Here is an 18,251-nt window from a genome sequence, read left to right as displayed (position 1 = left end):
GATGAAAGAGTGGCGGACACCCCGGCTAAAAAAGCCGGGATGCCTGTCGCCAGAGTTAAGATCAGTTGGCGACCGCACCGACCTCACGGTCCCAGCGTTCCAACAGCGCCTTGCGCTTGGCCGGGTCGCCATAGGTCTTGAAGTCGTAGTCGATGAGCTTGATGTCTTCGAACTTCGGCGCTTCCTTCGGCACTTCCGCCGTCTTGTTGGAGGGAAGCTGGAAGGACTTGGCATCCTTCATGCGCGACTGCACCTCCGGCGTCAGCGCCCAGTCGTACCAGGTCTTCGCATTGTCGAGGTTGCGGGCGCCCTTGATGATCGACATGGAGCCGATTTCATAACCCGTCCCTTCGCAGGGCGCGATGGACTTGACCGGGAAGCCTTCCGCCGTCTGCGCCACCGCATCATGCATGAAGACGATGCCGAGCGCCGTTTCGCCGCGCGCCGCCGCCTTGACCGGTGCCGAGCCGGATTTGGTATATTGCGAAATATTGGCGTTGAGCTTCTTCAGATAATCAATCGCCTGATCCTCGCCCATGATCTGCACCAGCGACGCGAGCGCCGTATAGGCGGTGCCGGACGAATTCGGATTGGCGATCTGAATTTCGCCCTTCAGTTCCGGTGCCAGCAGGTCGGCCCAGCATTTCGGCTCCTTGTAACCCTTGGACTTGAAGATTTCGGTGTTGTAGCCCCAGCCCAGCGCGCCGGCATAAACGCCGACAGTCCTGTAGCCGGTGCTTTCCGCCTGCTTCACGGCCCAGTCCTGCAACTGGTCCAGCATCGGTGATTTGTATTCGAGCGTCAGGTTCTCGGACGCCGCCTGCATGTGCGGATCGCCGGTGCCGGCCCACCAGATGTCGGTCTTCGGGTTGCGGGCTTCCGCGCGCACCTTGGCATAGGTCTCGCCCGAAGACAGGCGCACCATATTGACCTTGATGTCGTGTGACTTTTCAAAATCGCCCTTCATCTGTTCGCAGATGACGACATCGGCCGAGCAGATCAGGTTCAGTTCGCCCGCCGCCTGCGCGGAAACGGCGCTGAGTGCCGTGCCGGCAAAAAGCAGGGTGGAGAGTATCGTCAGTCGCATGGTTATCCTCCTGTAGCTTGCGTCTGAATTCTCGGGCCGCGCGCAGACATGGCGCTGCCGGTCGCGGCGCCTGCGGCGCGCGCGCTGTCTTTTTCGGGATGTTGGTTTTGGCCCTACTGGGTCTGGCTCGGGTGGATTTCGCTGTCGAAGCGGCTCAATAACCGACTTCGCTCTTCCGGCTGTCCGAAGGTGGCGAAGTCGTAATCCACCATCTTGATCATCGATATGTCAGGTGCGGTCAGCGGCAATGTCGCCCGGGCGTTGGAAGGCACCTGGTTCTGGCCGGCCGCGGCCCCGGTCGCCTGCCCTTCCGGGCTCAGCGCAAATTCCACGAAATCCTGCGCAAGGGCCGTATTGCGGTTGCCCTTGACGATGCTGACCGCCCCGATCTCGTAACCGGTGCCCTCGCAGGGGGCGACGATAACAAGCGGAAACCCTTCGATCTTCTGCGTCACCGCATCATGCATGAAGGAAATTCCGATCAGGACCTCGCCCCGCGCCGCCGCCTTCACCGGTGCAGCACCAACCTTGGTATAGCCCACGACGTTCTGGTTGAGCTTCGCCATGAACCCGAAAGCTTCCTCCTCGCCAAACAGCTGGACGAGAGTGGCCAGCATGGTGAAGGCCGTGCCTGAATAGTTCGGATTGCCGGTCAGGATATGGCCGCGATAGACATCCTTCGCCAGATCCTTCCAGCAGGTCGGCGCCGGCAGATTGTTCTTCGCAAGCAGTTCCGAATTATAAGCAAAGCCCAGCGCGCCGGCATAAATTCCCGCAGACCGCGATCCAGACATCACCGAGAAATTCTGCGCCCACGGCAGCAAATCCTGCTGATGGACAGGCCGGTATTCATCCAGCAGCCCTTCAGACCCCGCCTGCAAATGGGTATCGCCAGTACCGCCCCACCAGACATCGACAGTGGGATGGGATCGTTCGGCCCGAATCTGGTCGAGAATTTCGCCGGTGCTCTTGCGCACCATCGAAATCTCGAGACCGGCCCTGGCTTCGAAAGCCCGCTGCATGGTCACGCACCAGGCCTCGTCGACGCCGCAAAGGACGTTCAACTTCGGCTCGGCCATGCCATGCCCTGCGCCGCACAGCCATAAAGCCATGCTCGCCGCAAGTGCGGTCAATGCTTTCAATTAAGCCTCCCTGCCCGGAACCTCCCCGTTCCAGTCTCCACCTACAGCATGTCACATCCTGTCCGCACCGCAATCGAAGAATGGTTACCAATCTTTCACCGCACCGCCGAACAAGATTACAGATATTACAATTATGACAGGGGCGATAACCAGCGAGCCTTTGAAGATCGCCGCCGCAATGCCTATGATGATGGCGGGAGGAAAGTGCAGTGCTTAATCAGAAGGTTCGCATTCTGATCGTCGAGGACGATCCGGATATGGCCGAGCTCATCTCGGACCTCATCGAGGCGGAGGGCTGGCTGCCCACCTGCGCTCGCTCCGCCGAGGAGGCGGACGAGATATTGGCAAGGGACAGGATGCAGCTTGTGCTGGTCGATCACAATCTGCCGGGCACATCCGGACGCACCTTCGCCCAGCGGCTGCGCAGCCAGATCGACATCGGCATCGTCATGGTCACTGCCGCCGGCAGCGCCGCCGACCGGGTTCTCGGGCTTGAGACCGCAGCCGACGATTATGTGGTCAAACCCTTCGAACCCATCGAACTCACGGCCCGGATCAAAGCCGTACTGCGCCGAACGATCCCTTCGCTGAAACAGGAGAAGGACAGCGATCATGGGCGCGGGGCGCTTCGCCTCGGCGACTGGGCAATCGATCTCGATGCACGCCGCGCCGTCTGCCTCGCGGACCGTAGCCGTACACTGACCACCGCCGAATTCGCGCTTCTGGAAATACTGGCGGAAACACCCAACCAGCCCGTCAGCCGCTCCCAGATTCTCGACAGGCTGGGTTCGGAGAGCGACCGTTACATCGACAGAAATGTCGACGTGCTGGTGCTGCGGCTCAGGCGCAAGATCGAGATCAATCCCGACCTGCCGCGCCATATCAAGACGCGGCGCGGCAAGGGTTACGTGCTCCACACCGATGAGGGCGAGCTTTCCCCGTGATCAGCCGCTCCTTCCTTTCCTCCATCGCCTTTCGCCTGCCCTTTGCGATTGTCTTTACCTGCCTCCTCGTCTTCAGCCTTTCCGCCATCGCCATTTATGGCCTGCAGCGCGCCCGCGATGAAATGGCGGCCTATGGGTTGCAGGCCTTTTCAAGCCTCGCCAAGGCGTCGCTGGTCTCGCGGCAGGTCTCCGATCTCGTCTCCAGCGCACCGTTCCTGATGAACGCCGCCTCGCCCTATCGCGTTTCCAGCGAAAGCCGCTCGGTGGTCCAGCAGGTCGATATTTTGCTCGAAATGACAGGACCGGACAGCGGCGAACGGATCACCCGTGGCTTTGCCAGCGAACGCATCGTCGAACTCCTCCAGATCATCCGGGAACAGACGCTCGATCTTGCGAAGGATGCCGATGCGGCACAGGGCCACAAGGCGGAAGCGGCAGCGGCGCTCGGCGAAATCGCCACCGGTCAGGGCATCCTCGATCCGGAACTGCGCCGGCGAATGAACGGCATCGTACAGGCCGCATCCGCATCCGACAGCCTCTTCCAGCTTGGCGAACTGCGCCGCCGTTACGTGGCGGAAACGACGGCGCGCCAGCAGGGCTATCCCGGCGAGCGCCTGCCCGTGGCCGAGCTGCAGCCCTACGAGCGGGTCTTCGAAGCCCAGAGCCGTTACCTTCTGGAAATGTTCGCCATCCGCGCCTCGGTCTCCCGCCTTCACACCGTCTCGCGGGATCTTTCCCATGTGACCGAAACCCAGGGCGATACGGTTGCGCGCAGCCTGAACGAAGACCTGATTTCGACTTCCGATGCCCTCAATCGGCTGCTGATCATTGTTGCCGTCGCCTCGCTTCTGGTTCTCATCGTGGCGATCTTCTCGATCCGCTCGGTAATGCGTGTCTCGCGCGGGATCGTGACGCTCTCCAACGGTATGAACGCCCTTGCCAAGGGGGATAAGGATGTCGGCCCGCCCTCCTATACCGGCCCCGAGACGGAGTTGATCCGGCTGCTCGATGCGTTTCGCGCCTTCCATGACAGCGTCGACCGCGTCTCGCGCCTCAGGCGCACGGCGGAAGCGGCGGCCCGCACCATCCGCTCGACCTTCCGCACCATGAACGAGGGAATTGCGCTCTTCGATCCGGCCGGCCGGCCCATCACCATGAATCGTCGCATCATCGAACTCGTCGGACGCTCCGGCTCATCGCGAAAACTGCCGCTTCGCCGGTTTGTCGAACCGATCCCGGAAATCGACCCGGCTCTGCTGCCCTTCGATGCAGAGCCCGGAGAATTGCTCGACCGCGCAGTCCTGCGCCATCGCACCGACGATCAGCGGGTGATCGAAGTATCGATGTCACGCCAGCCGGATGGCGGCATCGTGCTGCTCGCCCGCGATGTGACCGCTCTCGATCGCCAGGAAGCGGAAGCCGTCAAAGCCCAGAGACTTGATGGCATCATGCGCATGACCCATCAGGTCAGCCACGAGGTAGGCAACATGATCGGCATCATCACCGGCAGTCTAGGACTTCTGGAGCGGGAAGCCGGTTTCAACGATCGCCAGAAGCGGCACATCGCCCGCATCCGCAAGGCGGCAGACCGCGGCCGGTCTCTGGCCAGCAGCATGCTTACCATCGGCAGCCAGCAGCCGATTCATCCAAGCGTCATCAATGTCGCAAGCCTGCTGCGCGGCATGGCCGATATTCTCGAAATCGCCGTCGGCCCCAAATGCCGGATCGCGCTCTATATCGACGACGATCTTCCCTCGATACCGCTGGACCCGGCCCTTTTCGAACAATCCATCCTCAATCTATGCCTGAACGCCGCAGCCGCCATGCCCGATGGCGGCCTGATTTCGATCGAGGCCGCTTCGGGCAAAGATACGCTGGTGATCGCCGTCACCGACGAGGGCATCGGCATGACGCCGGAGGCCGTGGACAAGGCCTTCGAGCCCTATTTCACCACGCGGGGCGACCATGGCGGTGCAGGTCTCGGCCTCGCCATGGTCTACGGGTTCGTTCGCCAGAGCGGCGGCGAAGCGCATATCAGTTCCAGACCCGGCGAAGGCGCAAGGGTTGAACTGACATTCTCGGCAAATGCCGGTCACACCTAGCGGGCAAGCTGTGCGGATTCGATCGAATCCGCCAGTATCTCCAGCCCAAGGTCGATTTCCGAATCCGATACCGTCAGCGCCGGCGCAATGCGGAAGACGCCGCCCATGCCGGGCAGCTTGACGATATTCATGCTGAGGCCACACAACATCGCCTCCTGCATGATGCGCGCACCGAGTTCGAAACCGGGGGCTTTCGTATGCCGGTCGGCGACGACTTCAAGTCCGAGCAAAAGCCCGCGCCCGCGCACATCTCCAACGCATTCGAACCGCTGCTGCAGCGAGAGCAGCCCCTCCTTCAAACGGTTTCCGCGGGCAATTGCCTGTTCCACCAGCCCATCACGCGCCACCACATCGAGAACCGTCACGCCGACAGCCGCCGGCAGCGGATCGGAAACATGGGTCGTATAGAACAGGAAACCCCTCTCGAAGGCCTTCTGTTCGACCTCCGCGCTCGTCATCACCGCCGCAAGCGGCAGGCCGGCGCCGAGCGTCTTCGACAGCGTCATGATATCGGGCGTCACCCCATCGCGCTGGAAGGCGAACATATGCCCGGTCCGGCCAACACCGGTCTGGGCTTCATCGAGGATGAGCAGCATGCCGCGCTCCTCGCACTTTTTCTTTAGCGCAGCGAGATAACCGACCGGCAGTTCGAGGATACCGCCGCTCGACAGGATCGGCTCGGCAATGAAGGCGGCAAGATTGCCGGTCGACTGGCGATCTATCAGTTCGAAAGCATCGTCGAGTTCCGCCTGCCAGTCATTCGATCCATCGGGATTCTTGAAACGCGGACGATAGGCATTCGGCGCGGGAATAACGAGTGAACCGGCCGTGGCCGGGCCATAACCCCTGCGGCCGGCGCTATAGGTGGCGGAGGCCGCAGCGCCGGTCATGCCGTGCCAGCTCTGCGCGAAAGCGACGATCTCATGCCCGCCGGTCACAAGCTTCGCCATGCGGATCGCCGCCTCGTTGGATTCAGCCCCGGTGGTTAGCAATTGCACGCGATCAAGACCCGGCGCGAGCGCCGCCAGCCGCGCCGCCAGGTCGACGACCGGGCGGGACAACATGCCGGAAAAGAGATGGGCGACCGATGCCATCTGCCGGTTGACGGTGGCAACGATATCCGGATGGGTATGCCCGAGCAAAGCGCTCATCTGGCCGGAGGTGAAATCGAGAATGGCGCGCCCATCCGCATCATAGACGAAACTTCCCTCAGCCCGTTCGACGATGATCTCCTCGAAGGCCGGTCCGTAGCGGGTCAGATGTTTATTGGCGGCCTCCCAGAAAGCCGGTTCGTCATTGAGCGAGGCGAAGTTCTTCGCAAGCTTGTCCATGGCACATTACCCAAGAGTTTATCTTGCGGAAACATAACAACCCATTGCCACCTCAGTCCAATTGATAGTATTTTACTCCGATATCGATAATTTTGATATCGCCATGCTCGACCTTACGCTGCTGAAGAATTTTATCATTGTCGCTCGCGCCGGCTCCATCAGCGTCGCCGCAGCGCAGATCGGACGCACCCAATCCGCGCTCAGCACCCAGATGCAGCGGCTGGAAGAGCTGGTCGGCCATACCCTGCTGCAGCGAACGGGTTCTGGAGTGCGCGTAACTGCGGCGGGCGAGAGACTGCTTGCCCATGCCAGCGCCCTGCTTGCCCGGCATGATGAAATCCTTGCCGATATGGGCGAGGCGACGCTGCAAGGAACCGTGAGCCTTGGCTGCCCTGAAGATTATTCCATCGCCTTCCTGCCGGAACTGCTGAGAGGCTTCTTCGGCACCTACCCGAAAGTCGATCTGCGCATGGTCTGCGCACCCACGACGGAACTGCGCCCCCTCCTACAACGCCGCCAGATCGACATGGCGCTGGTTTCGCAATCCGATCCGGATCACCGCGACGTGCTCCGCAGGGAAAGCTTCGTCTGGGTGGCGGACAGGCCGGAGCCGGATCTCCTCGCCAAGGATGTGCTGCCGCTGGCGCTCTCCGCGCCCGTGACGCTGGATCACCGCGCGGCGTGCGACGCCATGGAAGCCGCCAATCGCCGCTACCGCGTCGCCTTCGCCAGCAACAGCCTTTCCGGCCTCATCGCAATCGCGCGCTCCGGTCACGCCATCAGCGTGCTGACAAGGACAGCCGTTCCAGCCGACCTTCATATCGTCAAAAGCGGGCTACCACCCCTGCCGACGATCGGCATTGCCATCGAGTTTGCCGATACGCAGACATCGTCGGCAGCCAGGGCGCTGGGCGATCACATCCGCACCGTTCTTCCCGGTCTTAGCCTGTAGCGTCAGGTTAATCCGGGCTTCGGAATCGCCTGGAACTTCGCCAGGCTATCAAGCGGCTGCATGCTATCCTTGTACAACGATCCGGGCACCGGGCTTTACCCGGTTGTAGAGGTCGATGATATCCTGATTCAGAAGACGAATGCAGCCGGCCGATACAGCCTTGCCGATTGAGCCTGGATCATTCGTGCCGTGAACACGATAATATGTATCCCTGCCATCCTTATGCATATACAGCGCTCGGGCACCCATCGGGTTCGACGGGCCGCCATCGACTCCATCCTTGTTCGGGCCGTAATGCGCGGGGTTCCTTGCGACCATTTCAGGTGTTGGGATCCAGCGAGGCCAGGCAGCTTTTCGCGCAATAATCGCGTCGCCACCATCGAAGGCGCGCGCAACAGGGCCGACACCCACGGCATATCGGATCGCCTTACCGCCGGGTTGAATCAGATAAAGGAAACGCGCTCGTTGATCGACGATGATCGTACCGGGCTTTTCGTCCGTGGCATAGCTTACGACCTGTCGCACGAACTCGGGATTCATTTTTCCGGTATTAACGCCGGCAATATGAAAACCGGCATCCGTCTTTTCGCCATACATAAGCACCGGGTCGGTTCCGATCGGGGCTGCCTCCCGATCTTCGACACGCTCATTGGAAGGGCGCGGCGCAGCGCCGGGAATACGGTCGGCATTGCTTGCGCAAGCGGTGAGGAAGATTGTCAACGCGACGGCCATCGGCCTGCGAGGAGAAACAATTAGACGAATCATGGGAGCCTGCTGGAATTGGTTGGAGCCTATAAAACGTGGCTGAAGCTCCAACCTTAAGGCTGCCTTAAACCGTAGTCCGGTCACTCCTGCGGCAGAATAAGCGTCACGACGAAACCGGAATCAGCCTGACGAAAATCAAGTTCCCCGCCGAGCTTTCGCATCGCCATGTCGACAATCGCCAGGCCAAGGCCGCTGCCTTCGCCATGGGCCGAATGTCCTCGCTTGAACCGCTCCCTGACAGTCGCCTGATCTTCCGGGTTTATGCCCTGCCCTTGATCCGTCACGTCGATTTCGACCTTGGGACCGTTCTTCAGCGCACAAATCTCAACGCTTGAGCCTTCCGGCGAATACTGAATCGCATTCTCGATCACGTTGCGCAGGGCCAGACGCAGGAGATTGACGTTTCTCAAGGTCACCATTTCATCCGGTTGCATGCGAAGCTTCACGGAGATGCCACGCCTGCTGCTCCGGGCTTCAAGATCGGACCGAATGTCCTCCATTATCTCTGCGAGCCGCACCGTCTCGATCCCGTCGCCGCGATCCGCCGAATCGACAAGCGCCAGGTCGATAAGCTGGCGGACAAGACGCCCGGTCCGGTCAACGCTCGTCGAAATATGCGCCAGCGCCTTGTCTCGAACATCATCCTCCTTACTCCGCAGCGCCACCTGAGCCTGGGTCTTCAATCCGGCAAGCGGGGTCTTCAACTCGTGGGCGGCATAGGCGATAAACGTCTTCTCACGCTCACGGGCTGCCTCCACCCGCAGGAAGAGGGAGTTCAGCGATCTGAGCAATGGCTTGATTTCACTGGGCGTGTCCCTGTTTTCGATGGCGTGCAGTTCATCCGCAGACCTCAACCCCAGTGACATGGCGATCCTGTTGAGCGGTCCCAGCCCCTGTCCAACACTCAGCCAGATCAGCACCGCAAGGATCGGCAAAATGGCAACGGCCGGAACGAGCTGCCCCTTGACCACATCGGCAACCAGCCTGTCGCGTATCTCCAGACTGTCGCCCACAAGAACACGGGCATTGAGGTTCGGATTCACAACCGCAAAGACACGCCATCGGACACCATCGACGATGGTTTCGCTAAACCCGTCGCGATTGTCTGTGAGCGATTCTCGCGGCGCGCTTTCCGACCGGCTGACGAGGTGCCCCTGAAGCGACCATATCTGGCAGGAGAGCTGCCGTCGGTAGTCCTCCTGGAGATCGAACGGCGAAGCGGCGTCGGTGGCTTTCGTGTCGTCCACGGCGGCAGCCACATCGATATGGTGATCGGTAAGGAGCGAGCTGACCATGCGGGCGGCTTCCATCAGTCGCGCGTCCAGCACCCGCTCGACCTGATGCTGCACGCTGAAATAGGTCCACATGACGGCAAGCAGCCAGAGGGCTCCCGTCGTCGCCAGCAGGATCGCAAAAAGCCGCAACCGGATCGAACGCATCAGGGCATCCCCAATCTGTAGCCAACCCCGCGCACCGTTTCGATGGCGGCACTTCCAAGTTTGGCGCGCAGCTTATGCACATGCACCTCGATCGTATTGCTCTCCACATCCTCCTGCCAGCCGTAGAGACGCTCTTCCAGTGCCTGTTTGGAGTGAATTGCCTGGGGACTTTCCATCAGCGCATGAAGGATCGAGAACTCGCGGCGCGACAGGATTACGGTCGACCCATCCCGAAGAACCTGCATCGAAGCGGGATCCAGCGTCAGCCCTCGCAGGCTGATCTGCGCACTCGCCCGCCCGGCCGCACGGCGCATGATCGCCCGCAGACGGGCGGCAACCTCATCCAGATCGAAAGGTTTGCCAAGATAATCGTCGGCGCCCGCATCCAAACCATCGATGCGGTCTCCAACCTCGTCCTTGGCCGTCAGGAGCAGGACGGGAATCCGGTTTCCACTGCGACGCAAGCCGTTCAGGACATCCAGCCCGGAACCGTCCGGCAGCATTCGATCAAGAACGACCGCATCGAAATTATCCGTCGCCAGCGCCTCCGACGCATCGGCGGCCGTTGTCACGCCGTCCGCGACGAAGCCGCTCAGCTTCAAACCTTCCCGTAACCCGTCGAGCAGGATCGGATCATCTTCGACAATGAGAATTCGCAATCACGCCTCCGCAAGCGGTCCATCCAATCTTGCCATGCGCGCACCAGCTTAAGCCTGCCTTAAGCTCCCGGCGAGATCAGTCCCGGCATGGAAGAATACATGAAAGGATATGCCGGATGCGCATATTGGCGTTCACATTTGTGATCCTGGCGCTTTTCAGGGTCGTCTCCCCGGCGGCCGCGATGGAAACACCACTTGCCATGGACCAGGCGTTCAAGGCAACGGTCGAGCGAGGAAACGACGGCCGCGCCATCATTCGCTGGGCGATCAATGACGGCTATTATCTCTACCGTGACTATCTGAGCGCAGAAGGCGAGGACGGCCGCAAACTGGAAATCCAGTCCCTCCCCGGAGAGATGAAAGAGGACCCCAGTTTCGGCTTTACCGAGATTTACTACAAGACCGCAACGGCATCGATCGCCGAAGCGCCGGCGAAATTCCGCCTTACCTATCAGGGTTGCCAGGACAGGGGGCTCTGCTATCCGCCGACTACCAAAACGGTCGACCTGACAAGCCTGACCGTGGGCGCTGAAGGTGTGTTTTCCCAAAACAGCTTCGCCAAAGCCGCACAGGCTTCGGCCGGCGTCTCCATGGACGCCACAAAGGAAGGATTTTCACTGGCGGAGGATAGCGCGCAGACGGCGGTCGATCTGCTGCTGGCGGATGGCGGATTGATCCTGCTTCTTGTCGGATTTCTCGGTTTCGGATTGCTGCTCGCCTTCACGCCGTGCGTTTTCCCGATGTATCCTATCGTTGCGGCCATGCTCGCCCGGGAAGGGGAAAAATTGACCGCGCGGCGCGGCTTCCTGTTGTCCGTATCTTATGCGCTTGCGCTTGCATTCGCCTTCGGGCTGATGGGAATGGCCGCCGCATGGTCAGGGCAAAACCTGCAGATCGCATTGCAATCGACCTATGCCGTAGCTGCGATATCCATCCTGTTCGCCGTCCTCGCGCTCGCAAATTTCGGCCTTTTCCACATTCAGCTTCCGGCCGTGATCTCTGCCCGGTTTGCGAAATCGCCGCAGGGCGCGAGCACGATTCCCGGCGCGATGCTGCTCGGCTTCTCCTCGGCATTGCTTATCGGACCTTGCGTCACGGCTCCCCTGGCAGGTGCACTTCTCTACATTGCCCGCACCGGCGATGTCGTCATCGGTGCCGCCGCACCATTCGCCCTTGGACTGGGCAAGGGGATTCCACTCGTCATCATGGCGACCGCAAGCGGCAAGGCGCTGCCGAAAGCAGGGTTGTGGATGGAAAAAGTGCGCCAGATTTTCGGCTTCATGTTTCTGGCCACCGCGCTTTGGCTGGCAACGCCGCTCATTCCCGAACGGCTGACATTGCTCGGATGGGCAATACTTGCCCTTTCCTTCGGCGTTTTTGCCTTCGGTGCAGGGACCGGCGATCCGAAGTCCGGTGTGAGCGTGCTTTCCCGCACGACGGGTCTCGCATCCGTCATCTGGGCAATCTTGATCTTTGTCGGTCTCGGCATCGGTGCAACGGATCCGCTCTCTCCCCTGAAGCCGCTGAGTTCCGCCACTGGTTCCGGATCTCTCGCATCGATAAAGAAAAGCGACTTCGAGAAGATTTCCTCCATCGCAAGCCTGGAAGCCCGGCTCGACAGCTCGCCGCCACAGGAACCGACACTCCTCTATGTCACAGCCGACTGGTGCGTGACCTGCCGCACGATCGAGCGCTCACTTTTAACCGCACCCGATGTGGTTGAAGCGTTGAAGGGAGTAAACCTCGTCAGCCTGGACCTGACAAAACTGGACGCGAATAAACAGGCGTTGCTTTCGACATTGAAGGTAGTCGGCCCGCCCACGATGGTTTTTCTCGATAGCAACCGAAAGGAGCCGGAAGCAACGCGGCTGGTCGGCAAATTCTCGGCCGCAGATCTGGCAGCATCCGCTCGCAGGGCGCAGGGATCGCCTCCGTGAACGAGGTCGCGATCAATCCTGCCGCATTACCGGTATCCAATAATCCAACAAGGAGAATTCTGATGTTTTCACGACGCGATTTCATGGCCGGCGGACTGGCGGCTTTTAGCGGAGCGCTGGTGTCTGCAGGAGACGGCTTCGCACAGCAGGTCAGCACGGACGAGGTGTTCTTCGACAGGGACGCACCCGTGCTTGGAAATCCCAAAGGCAAGGTCACGATTGTCGAATATTTCGATTATCAATGCCCCTACTGCAAGACTTCACATGCCATGGTGAAAAAGGTTGTCGCCAATGACGGCGACGTCAGGCTTGTTTTGAAGGACTGGCCGATCTTCGGCGGCGCATCTGTCTTCGCGGCGCAAGCGGTGCTGGGGGCCGCCCAGATCGGTCAATATGAAATCGCCATGGAAGCGCTGATGAAAACAAAGGCGCGTATTTCCGAAAACGATGTCGAAAAGGCCCTGACCGGCGCAGGATTGGCGATGAAAGACATCGCCGCGGCGGTGAACAGCAACAACAGGAAAATCTCCGCGCTGCTCGATCGAAACTATCGCCAGGCGCTCGCCTTCAACTTTGTCGGCACGCCATCCTTCGTCATCGGCAAGACGATCTATCCCGGTGTTCTGGATGAAAAAGGCCTCAAGGCCGCGATTAAACAGGCCCGGTCATAGTTCGCAAATTTCCCTCGGAACAACGCCCCTCCCTGTCATCTCATAAGGACCCCCTCGATGCCCTATCATTATCACACGAAATTTCCCGATCGCTGCCTTCTGTCGAGATTGTGTGGCGCTAACACTAAACCCTCTTAAAAAAGTAGTGCCCCACACCCCACACGTCACCGCCCTCATGCCCAAAGAGCCCCGCGGTCGCCAGGAAGAACAATCGCCATCGCCTTTCCCACAGCCGGGCGTCGGCGCCATAGGTTTGCTGCAGAATGGGTCGGATACGGTCAATTTTTTTGTCGAAATTTTCGAGCCAATCGAGCGCTGTCCGACGATAGTGCGACCCTGACCAGCGCCACTCCTGCTCGACGGTGAAAAGCTGACTGAAGCGATGGGGAAGGTCGAAGGCCGGCATGATGCCGCCGGTGAAGAAGTGCCGGGCGATCCAGTCGGCAGGATTGTTGTGGTCAAAACGATAGGATCGGTCGCGGTGGTTAAACACATGCAGGAAAAACCTGCCGTCCGGCTTCAGCCACGAGTGAACACGCTCGAACAACACGCGCCAATTCGACATATGCTCGAACATTTCCACCGATACGACACGGTCGAATCGATCTCCCGTCGTAAAATCATTCATATCGGCCGTCACGACAGAAAGGTTTGAAAGCCCCCGTTCTCGGGCACGACCGATTATATATTCGCGCTGGGACACGGAATTCGAGACTGAGATGATGCGCGCATTGGGGAAACGGCCGGCCATATAGAGGGATAACGAACCCCATCCGCACCCGAGTTCCAGAATATCCATGCCGTCCTCAAGGCCGGCATGGGCCGAGGTCTGGGCCAAAGCAACATTTTCAGCTTCATCCAGCGTCGTCGTCGCATCGTCATAATAACAGCAGGAATATTTGCGCTGCTCTCCCAGAACGAGCGCGAAAAATGCCGCTGGTACTTCGTAATGCTGTTTGTTCGCATCGTCAGTATGGCTGGCGACGGGAAACTTCACCATATCCGCCGCGAAAACCTCTTCCGCATCCGTTGAAATGGCGGCAAGCCGCCGCTTCGTCCGTGCGCAGAGCATATCTATTCCGGCGAGCGTCACGCTGTCGCTGAGCGGCGCGCGCTCGGCGGCGTTGATGGCGAGTGCGAGCATGTTCATGGCCTGTCCTCGTTCTTGCGCGGCCCCGGAAAAAAGGCGTTGACGCGTTGTTGAAGGGCGCGGAATTTTTCCCCGCGCGATTGGAGCATATGGTCTTCAAGCGGCGGAATGCCGGAGACATGGACAAGCAGCCAGTACATCATCGCCGGTGCGGCGAGCGATACCCATGACAAGGGCTGCCCCTGAATGGCCAGCAGCGGAAAACCGCACCAGAAAAGCCATTCGAAAAAATAGTTGGGGTGACGGGAATAACGCCACAGGCCGGTTTCGCAGACACTGTTTTTTGCCGCTGCGGTCTTTCTGAATTGCGAGAGCTGGGCGTCGGAGAGCGCTTCACCTGCCAGCGCGCCAAGGGCAACCACCATGGCGATAACGTCAACCATACGCGGAAACACATGGGTGTTGCTTGCCGCAAGATAGACCGCAAGAACGAGCACGAAAGCGGCGATTGCCTGTATCTGCAGGAAGAGGAATAGCCGCAAGGCGGCAGCGCTTCCCCATTGCTCGATAAGCTTTGCATAGCGGGGATCTTCCCCGGCTCCTCGCGTGCGCATGCCAATATGGCCGGCAAGCCGCAGGGACCAGACAACGACCAGGAAAAGTGTAGCACCACGCCGCCAGCCGTCTCCACCAGCGAAAACAACGGCGAAAATTCCGCCAAGCCCGACAGTTGCCGCCCAGACCGTGTCGATCCAGCCGCTTGAACCGGTTGCTCTCTGCAACGCCCAAGCACCCGCCATCAGAAGCGACATGAGAATGGCAAGCGCCAGGACTACAGAAAACATCACTAATTCGCTCGCCATTTTGAATGGTTTGAGGTCGGGTTTCGTGATGGCAAATACGAGCGGACCCGCAAAATAGTTTCAGGCGCCGGACAAAATTTCAAAAAATCGGTGCGCCGGTGAAACTGATCGAGCGGCCTCCTCGTACATGTCGCGGTCCCCAGGACTGGATTGGCAGTGCGATAGCGAGGAAAAATGGTCGACACCGAAGCGAAAAAAGAACAAAGCCGCCGCATCGCCGTGGTCGGAACGGGAATTTCCGGTCTGTCGGCGGCCTGGCTTTTGTCGCAACGACACGATGTAACTGTTTTCGAAGCGGCTGACCGCATCGGAGGCCACACCAATACCGTGACGTTCGGCACAGACCGTGGACAAGTCCATGTCGATACCGGATTCATTGTCTATAACGAGCAGACCTACCCCAATCTCACGGCGCTTTTTAAGCAACTGGGCGTGGCGACCGCAGCGTCGAACATGTCTTTCGCCGTTTCTCTGGATAATGGCGGTTTCGAATATTCCGGCGGAACGGGCCCCGGCCTGCTGGCCCAGAAGTCCAACATCCTGAGGCCACGTTTCTGGGCGATGCTTGCTGACCTTTTGCGCTTTTACCGCAATGCCCCACGCGACCTGCATTTGATGGGCGATCTGTCTCTCGACGAATATCTCACCCGCAACCGGTATGGTTCAGCGTTCCGCGACGATCATCTTTACCCCATGGCTGCGGCCATCTGGTCCACGCCGGCCATGGAGGTCGGCCGCTATCCGGCGGCGCATTTCATCAAATTCTGCCGCAATCACGGCCTGCTGTTGCTGCGCAATCGGCCAGTCTGGCGCACAGTCATCGGTGGCTCGCGCGAATATGTGAAACGCATTACGGCGCCGTTTGCAGATCGAATTCTCCTCTCGACGCCTGTGAAGCGCATCCACCGCCTGCCGGACGGCGTCGAAATCACCACTGCGGACGGCAAAGCCGTGCGCTTCGATGACGTGGTGATAGCAACCCATGCGGATCAGGCGCTCGACATGCTCGCCGATGCAACACGCGCCGAACGGCGCATTCTTGGCGCTTTTGCCTACACCCAAAACCGCGCCGTGCTTCACACCGACAGCCGTTTCATGCCGCGCCGCCGCGCTGCCTGGTCAAGCTGGAACTATGTGGCCGACACGCGCATTAAAACGAGCCTGCCGAGCATTACCTACTGGATGAACAGACTTCAGCCGCTGGGTGAAACCCCGGACATTTTCGTAACGCTGAACCCCGAGCGAGAACCGGATCAAGGAAAAATCATCGCCGAGGAAACCTATCACCATCCGGTTTTTGATGCTGGCACCGAACAGGCGCGTCAGGAGCTATGGGCCCTGCAGGGTCTGCGAAACACCTGGTTCTGCGGCGCTTATTTCGGATCCGGTTTTCATGAAGATGGTCTTCAGGCCGGCCTTGCCGTCGCCGAAGATCTTGGCGGCGTATCCCGTCCATGGAAGGTTGCCGACGACAACGGCCGGATCATCCGCCTGGATTTGGCGACGATTGCGACAGACACGGAAATCATGGAGGCGATGGCATGACGCCTCCCCTCACCTCGGCGCTTTTTCCCGGCCATGTAACGCATGCGCGCTTGAAGCCGAAAACCCATAAGCTCGCCTACCGGATTTATTCGCTGCTCCTCGACCTCGATGAGTTAAACGTGCTCGACCGGAAATTGCGATTTTTCTCCGTAGACCGGTTCAACCTGTTCTCGTTTCACAGCAGGGACCGCGGCAACCGCAGCGCCATCGGGCTGCGCCAGCAGATCGAGGCAGCCATGACGGCGGCAGGCATGGCAGTGGACGGAGGGCCGATACGTCTGCTCACCATGCCGCGCGTGCTCGGCTGGGCCTTCAACCCACTCAGTGTCTTCTTCTGCTACGGGCGCGACTTGTCGCTCAAAGCTATCCTCTGGGAGGTGGACAACACGTTTGGCGAGAGACACTCATACCTGATCCCGGTGGAAGCCGGCAAATCGACCGAGATCGTCCAGCAATGCGACAAGGCCTTTTATGTCTCTCCATTCATGGACATGGATCTCCACTATGTTTTCCGCGTCGCCCCGCCCGGCGACAGGCTGAAAATCGTCATCGATACTTTCGACAAGGACGGCCTGATCCTGACCGCCCGGCATTTGGCCCGGCGTGTCGAATTGACGGACGGTGCGCTTCTGAAAGCTTTCTTCGCCATTCCCCTCCTGACGCTCAAGGTCATTCTGGGCATTCATTGGGAGGCCCTGAAAATTTGGCTGAAAGGCGTGCAGTTCAGAAAACGGCCGCTGCCGCCTGCCGGTCCAGTCTCCTTCCATCGTCCTTCATCGTCGCAAATCGAGGCCAAAATTCATGACCCCGTTTGACAATCTCACGGAATTATCGGCGAAGAATACGCGCCTGAACGACCGTATCAGCCCAGGCATGTGGCTCATCAACCGGCTGTTGAGCAATATCGACAGGGGAAGATTAAATGTCATTCTTCCCGGCGGCCGCATCATTGAAAAATCCGGCGCAACGAATGGCAGCGAGGCGATCCTTGTCCTGCATAGCTGGCGCGCGATCCGGCGAATGCTGCTGAACGGCGACATCGGCTTTGCCGAGGGTTTCATCGAAGGCGACTGGACCACACCAGATCTGACGGCGCTGATCCGCTTTGCGGCCCAAAATCGCGAGGCGTTCGCAAGGTCAATGCGCGGCAGCCTGCCGATGCGCCTTCTCAACCGCACTGCGCACGGGTTGAATGCCAATACCAGACGCGGCAGCCGCCGCAATATCGAAGCGCATTATGATCTCGGCAACGAGTTTTACCGGCAGTGGCTTGATCCCTCCATGCTGTATTCTTCGGCGATTTTCGATGACACGGCGTCTACGCTCGAAGCCGCACAACTTAAAAAACTGGAACGTATCGTCGATAAACTGCAATTGAGCGGCGGCGAGAACATATTGGAGATCGGCTGCGGCTGGGGCGCACTCGCCATTCACCTTGCCACGCAGGCCAAAGCCAACGTCACCGGCATCACACTCTCCCCCTCCCAGCTAAAATGGGCAAAAAATGCGGCGGAAAAAGCCGGCAGCACAGACCGCATCGATCTGAGGCTGCAGGATTACCGCGACCTGAACGGCCAATTCGACAGGATTGTCTCCGTCGAAATGTTCGAAGCAGTCGGCGAGGCCTATTGGCCGAGCTATTTCGAAACGCTGAAAAGATGCCTGAAACCGGGCGGCAGTGCGGTGCTGCAAATCATTTCGATTGAAGAAAGCCGCTTCGATAC

The 18,251-nt window shown here is 59.6% G+C and carries 16 protein-coding genes; 8 read left to right on the top strand and 8 right to left on the bottom strand.

What is annotated here, in order from left to right; genetic code table 11:
* Nucleotides 1–61: 61 nt before the first annotated feature.
* Nucleotides 62–1,087: an ABC transporter substrate-binding protein gene (locus tag PIB16_RS22940; protein ID WP_003492136.1), complete on the bottom strand. Its 1,026-nt coding sequence runs from the start codon at nucleotides 1,085–1,087 to the stop codon at nucleotides 62–64.
* A 113-nt stretch (nucleotides 1,088–1,200) separates the two neighbouring features.
* The gene (locus tag PIB16_RS22935; RefSeq protein ID WP_271046412.1) at nucleotides 1,201–2,199 is read right to left on the bottom strand and encodes an ABC transporter substrate-binding protein; all 999 of its coding nucleotides are present in this window, start codon (nucleotides 2,197–2,199) and stop codon (nucleotides 1,201–1,203) included.
* A gap of 239 nt (nucleotides 2,200–2,438) precedes the next feature.
* Here PIB16_RS22935 and PIB16_RS22930 point away from each other — a divergent pair, with 239 nt between their 5' ends.
* A complete protein-coding gene (locus PIB16_RS22930) occupies nucleotides 2,439–3,173 on the top strand; it encodes a response regulator transcription factor (RefSeq protein WP_080856758.1) in 735 nt (244 codons plus the stop codon).
* The gene (locus PIB16_RS22925) at nucleotides 3,170–5,275 is read left to right on the top strand and encodes a sensor histidine kinase (protein WP_125145424.1); all 2,106 of its coding nucleotides are present in this window, start codon (nucleotides 3,170–3,172) and stop codon (nucleotides 5,273–5,275) included. Before PIB16_RS22930 ends, PIB16_RS22925 begins: the two co-directional genes overlap by 4 nt.
* Here the strand turns inward: PIB16_RS22925 and PIB16_RS22920 are convergent.
* Entirely contained in the window at nucleotides 5,272–6,606 is a 1,335-nt protein-coding gene (locus PIB16_RS22920; protein WP_271046388.1) for an aspartate aminotransferase family protein, read from the bottom strand. The two genes, PIB16_RS22925 and PIB16_RS22920, sit on opposite strands and share 4 nt — an antisense overlap.
* Nucleotides 6,607–6,709: 103 nt before the next feature.
* Here PIB16_RS22920 and PIB16_RS22915 point away from each other — a divergent pair, with 103 nt between their 5' ends.
* Nucleotides 6,710–7,558 (top strand): LysR family transcriptional regulator, encoded by an 849-nt coding sequence (locus PIB16_RS22915; protein WP_162856837.1) that lies wholly within the window; start codon nucleotides 6,710–6,712, stop codon nucleotides 7,556–7,558.
* Between the two features lie 63 nt (nucleotides 7,559–7,621).
* Here the strand turns inward: PIB16_RS22915 and PIB16_RS22910 are convergent, their stop codons facing one another.
* From PIB16_RS22910 to PIB16_RS22900, 3 genes are all read right to left on the bottom strand, one after another.
* Entirely contained in the window at nucleotides 7,622–8,323 is a 702-nt protein-coding gene (locus PIB16_RS22910; RefSeq protein ID WP_236781156.1) for a L,D-transpeptidase, read from the bottom strand.
* 80 nt (nucleotides 8,324–8,403) lie between these two features.
* On the bottom strand, nucleotides 8,404–9,762 hold the full coding sequence (locus PIB16_RS22905) for an ATP-binding protein (RefSeq protein ID WP_271046387.1): 1,359 nt from the start codon (nucleotides 9,760–9,762) through the stop codon (nucleotides 8,404–8,406).
* Nucleotides 9,762–10,421 (bottom strand): response regulator, encoded by a 660-nt coding sequence (locus PIB16_RS22900; protein ID WP_065656201.1) that lies wholly within the window; start codon nucleotides 10,419–10,421, stop codon nucleotides 9,762–9,764. Before PIB16_RS22900 ends, PIB16_RS22905 begins: the two co-directional genes overlap by 1 nt.
* Before the next feature lie 125 nt (nucleotides 10,422–10,546).
* Here PIB16_RS22900 and dsbD point away from each other — a divergent pair, with 125 nt between their 5' ends.
* Together dsbD and PIB16_RS22890 are read left to right on the top strand one after the other, a co-directional pair.
* A complete protein-coding gene (dsbD, locus tag PIB16_RS22895; protein WP_271046386.1) occupies nucleotides 10,547–12,358 on the top strand; it encodes a protein-disulfide reductase DsbD in 1,812 nt (603 codons plus the stop codon).
* A 62-nt stretch (nucleotides 12,359–12,420) separates the two neighbouring features.
* On the top strand, nucleotides 12,421–13,029 hold the full coding sequence (locus PIB16_RS22890; RefSeq protein ID WP_078051615.1) for a DsbA family protein: 609 nt from the start codon (nucleotides 12,421–12,423) through the stop codon (nucleotides 13,027–13,029).
* A gap of 124 nt (nucleotides 13,030–13,153) precedes the next feature.
* Here PIB16_RS22890 and PIB16_RS22885 read toward each other — a convergent pair whose 3' ends face one another.
* Nucleotides 13,154–14,179, bottom strand: coding sequence for an SAM-dependent methyltransferase (locus PIB16_RS22885; RefSeq protein WP_271046385.1), 1,026 nt, complete (start codon nucleotides 14,177–14,179; stop codon nucleotides 13,154–13,156).
* Complete coding sequence (locus PIB16_RS22880; protein WP_271046384.1) at nucleotides 14,176–14,964, bottom strand: DUF1295 domain-containing protein; 789 nt, start codon at nucleotides 14,962–14,964, stop codon at nucleotides 14,176–14,178. Before PIB16_RS22880 ends, PIB16_RS22885 begins: the two co-directional genes overlap by 4 nt.
* Nucleotides 14,965–15,156: 192 nt before the next feature.
* On the opposite strand from PIB16_RS22880, the gene PIB16_RS22875 reads away from it, so the two are divergent.
* From PIB16_RS22875 to PIB16_RS22865, 3 genes are all read left to right on the top strand, one after another.
* Nucleotides 15,157–16,527 (top strand): NAD(P)/FAD-dependent oxidoreductase, encoded by a 1,371-nt coding sequence (locus PIB16_RS22875; protein WP_271046383.1) that lies wholly within the window; start codon nucleotides 15,157–15,159, stop codon nucleotides 16,525–16,527.
* Entirely contained in the window at nucleotides 16,524–17,342 is an 819-nt protein-coding gene (locus PIB16_RS22870; RefSeq protein ID WP_271046382.1) for a DUF1365 domain-containing protein, read from the top strand. The genes PIB16_RS22875 and PIB16_RS22870 overlap by 4 nt, the downstream gene beginning before the upstream one ends.
* A partial coding sequence (locus tag PIB16_RS22865; RefSeq protein ID WP_271046381.1) for an SAM-dependent methyltransferase occupies nucleotides 17,329–18,251 on the top strand: 923 nt, incomplete at its 3' end. The genes PIB16_RS22870 and PIB16_RS22865, both read left to right, overlap by 14 nt.

The sequence above is a fragment of the Agrobacterium sp. ST15.13.015 genome (genome assembly GCF_027871645.1).
Lineage (GTDB): Bacteria > Pseudomonadota > Alphaproteobacteria > Rhizobiales > Rhizobiaceae > Agrobacterium > Agrobacterium leguminum.
This window is presented reverse-complemented; position numbering and strand designations above follow the sequence as displayed.

Coding starts and splice junctions, on each gene's coding strand:
- PIB16_RS22940 (WP_003492136.1), bottom strand. CDS start 1,087: ATGCGACTGACGATACTCTCCACCCTGCTTTTTGCCGGCACGGCACTC.
- PIB16_RS22935 (WP_271046412.1), bottom strand. CDS start 2,199: ATGGCTTTATGGCTGTGCGGCGCAGGGCATGGCATGGCCGAGCCGAAG.
- PIB16_RS22920 (WP_271046388.1), bottom strand. CDS start 6,606: ATGGACAAGCTTGCGAAGAACTTCGCCTCGCTCAATGACGAACCGGCT.
- PIB16_RS22915 (WP_162856837.1), top strand. CDS start 6,710: ATGCTCGACCTTACGCTGCTGAAGAATTTTATCATTGTCGCTCGCGCC.
- PIB16_RS22910 (WP_236781156.1), bottom strand. CDS start 8,323: ATGATTCGTCTAATTGTTTCTCCTCGCAGGCCGATGGCCGTCGCGTTG.
- PIB16_RS22905 (WP_271046387.1), bottom strand. CDS start 9,762: ATGCGTTCGATCCGGTTGCGGCTTTTTGCGATCCTGCTGGCGACGACG.
- PIB16_RS22890 (WP_078051615.1), top strand. CDS start 12,421: ATGTTTTCACGACGCGATTTCATGGCCGGCGGACTGGCGGCTTTTAGC.
- PIB16_RS22885 (WP_271046385.1), bottom strand. CDS start 14,179: ATGAACATGCTCGCACTCGCCATCAACGCCGCCGAGCGCGCGCCGCTC.
- PIB16_RS22880 (WP_271046384.1), bottom strand. CDS start 14,964: ATGTTTTCTGTAGTCCTGGCGCTTGCCATTCTCATGTCGCTTCTGATG.
- PIB16_RS22875 (WP_271046383.1), top strand. CDS start 15,157: ATGGTCGACACCGAAGCGAAAAAAGAACAAAGCCGCCGCATCGCCGTG.
- PIB16_RS22870 (WP_271046382.1), top strand. CDS start 16,524: ATGACGCCTCCCCTCACCTCGGCGCTTTTTCCCGGCCATGTAACGCAT.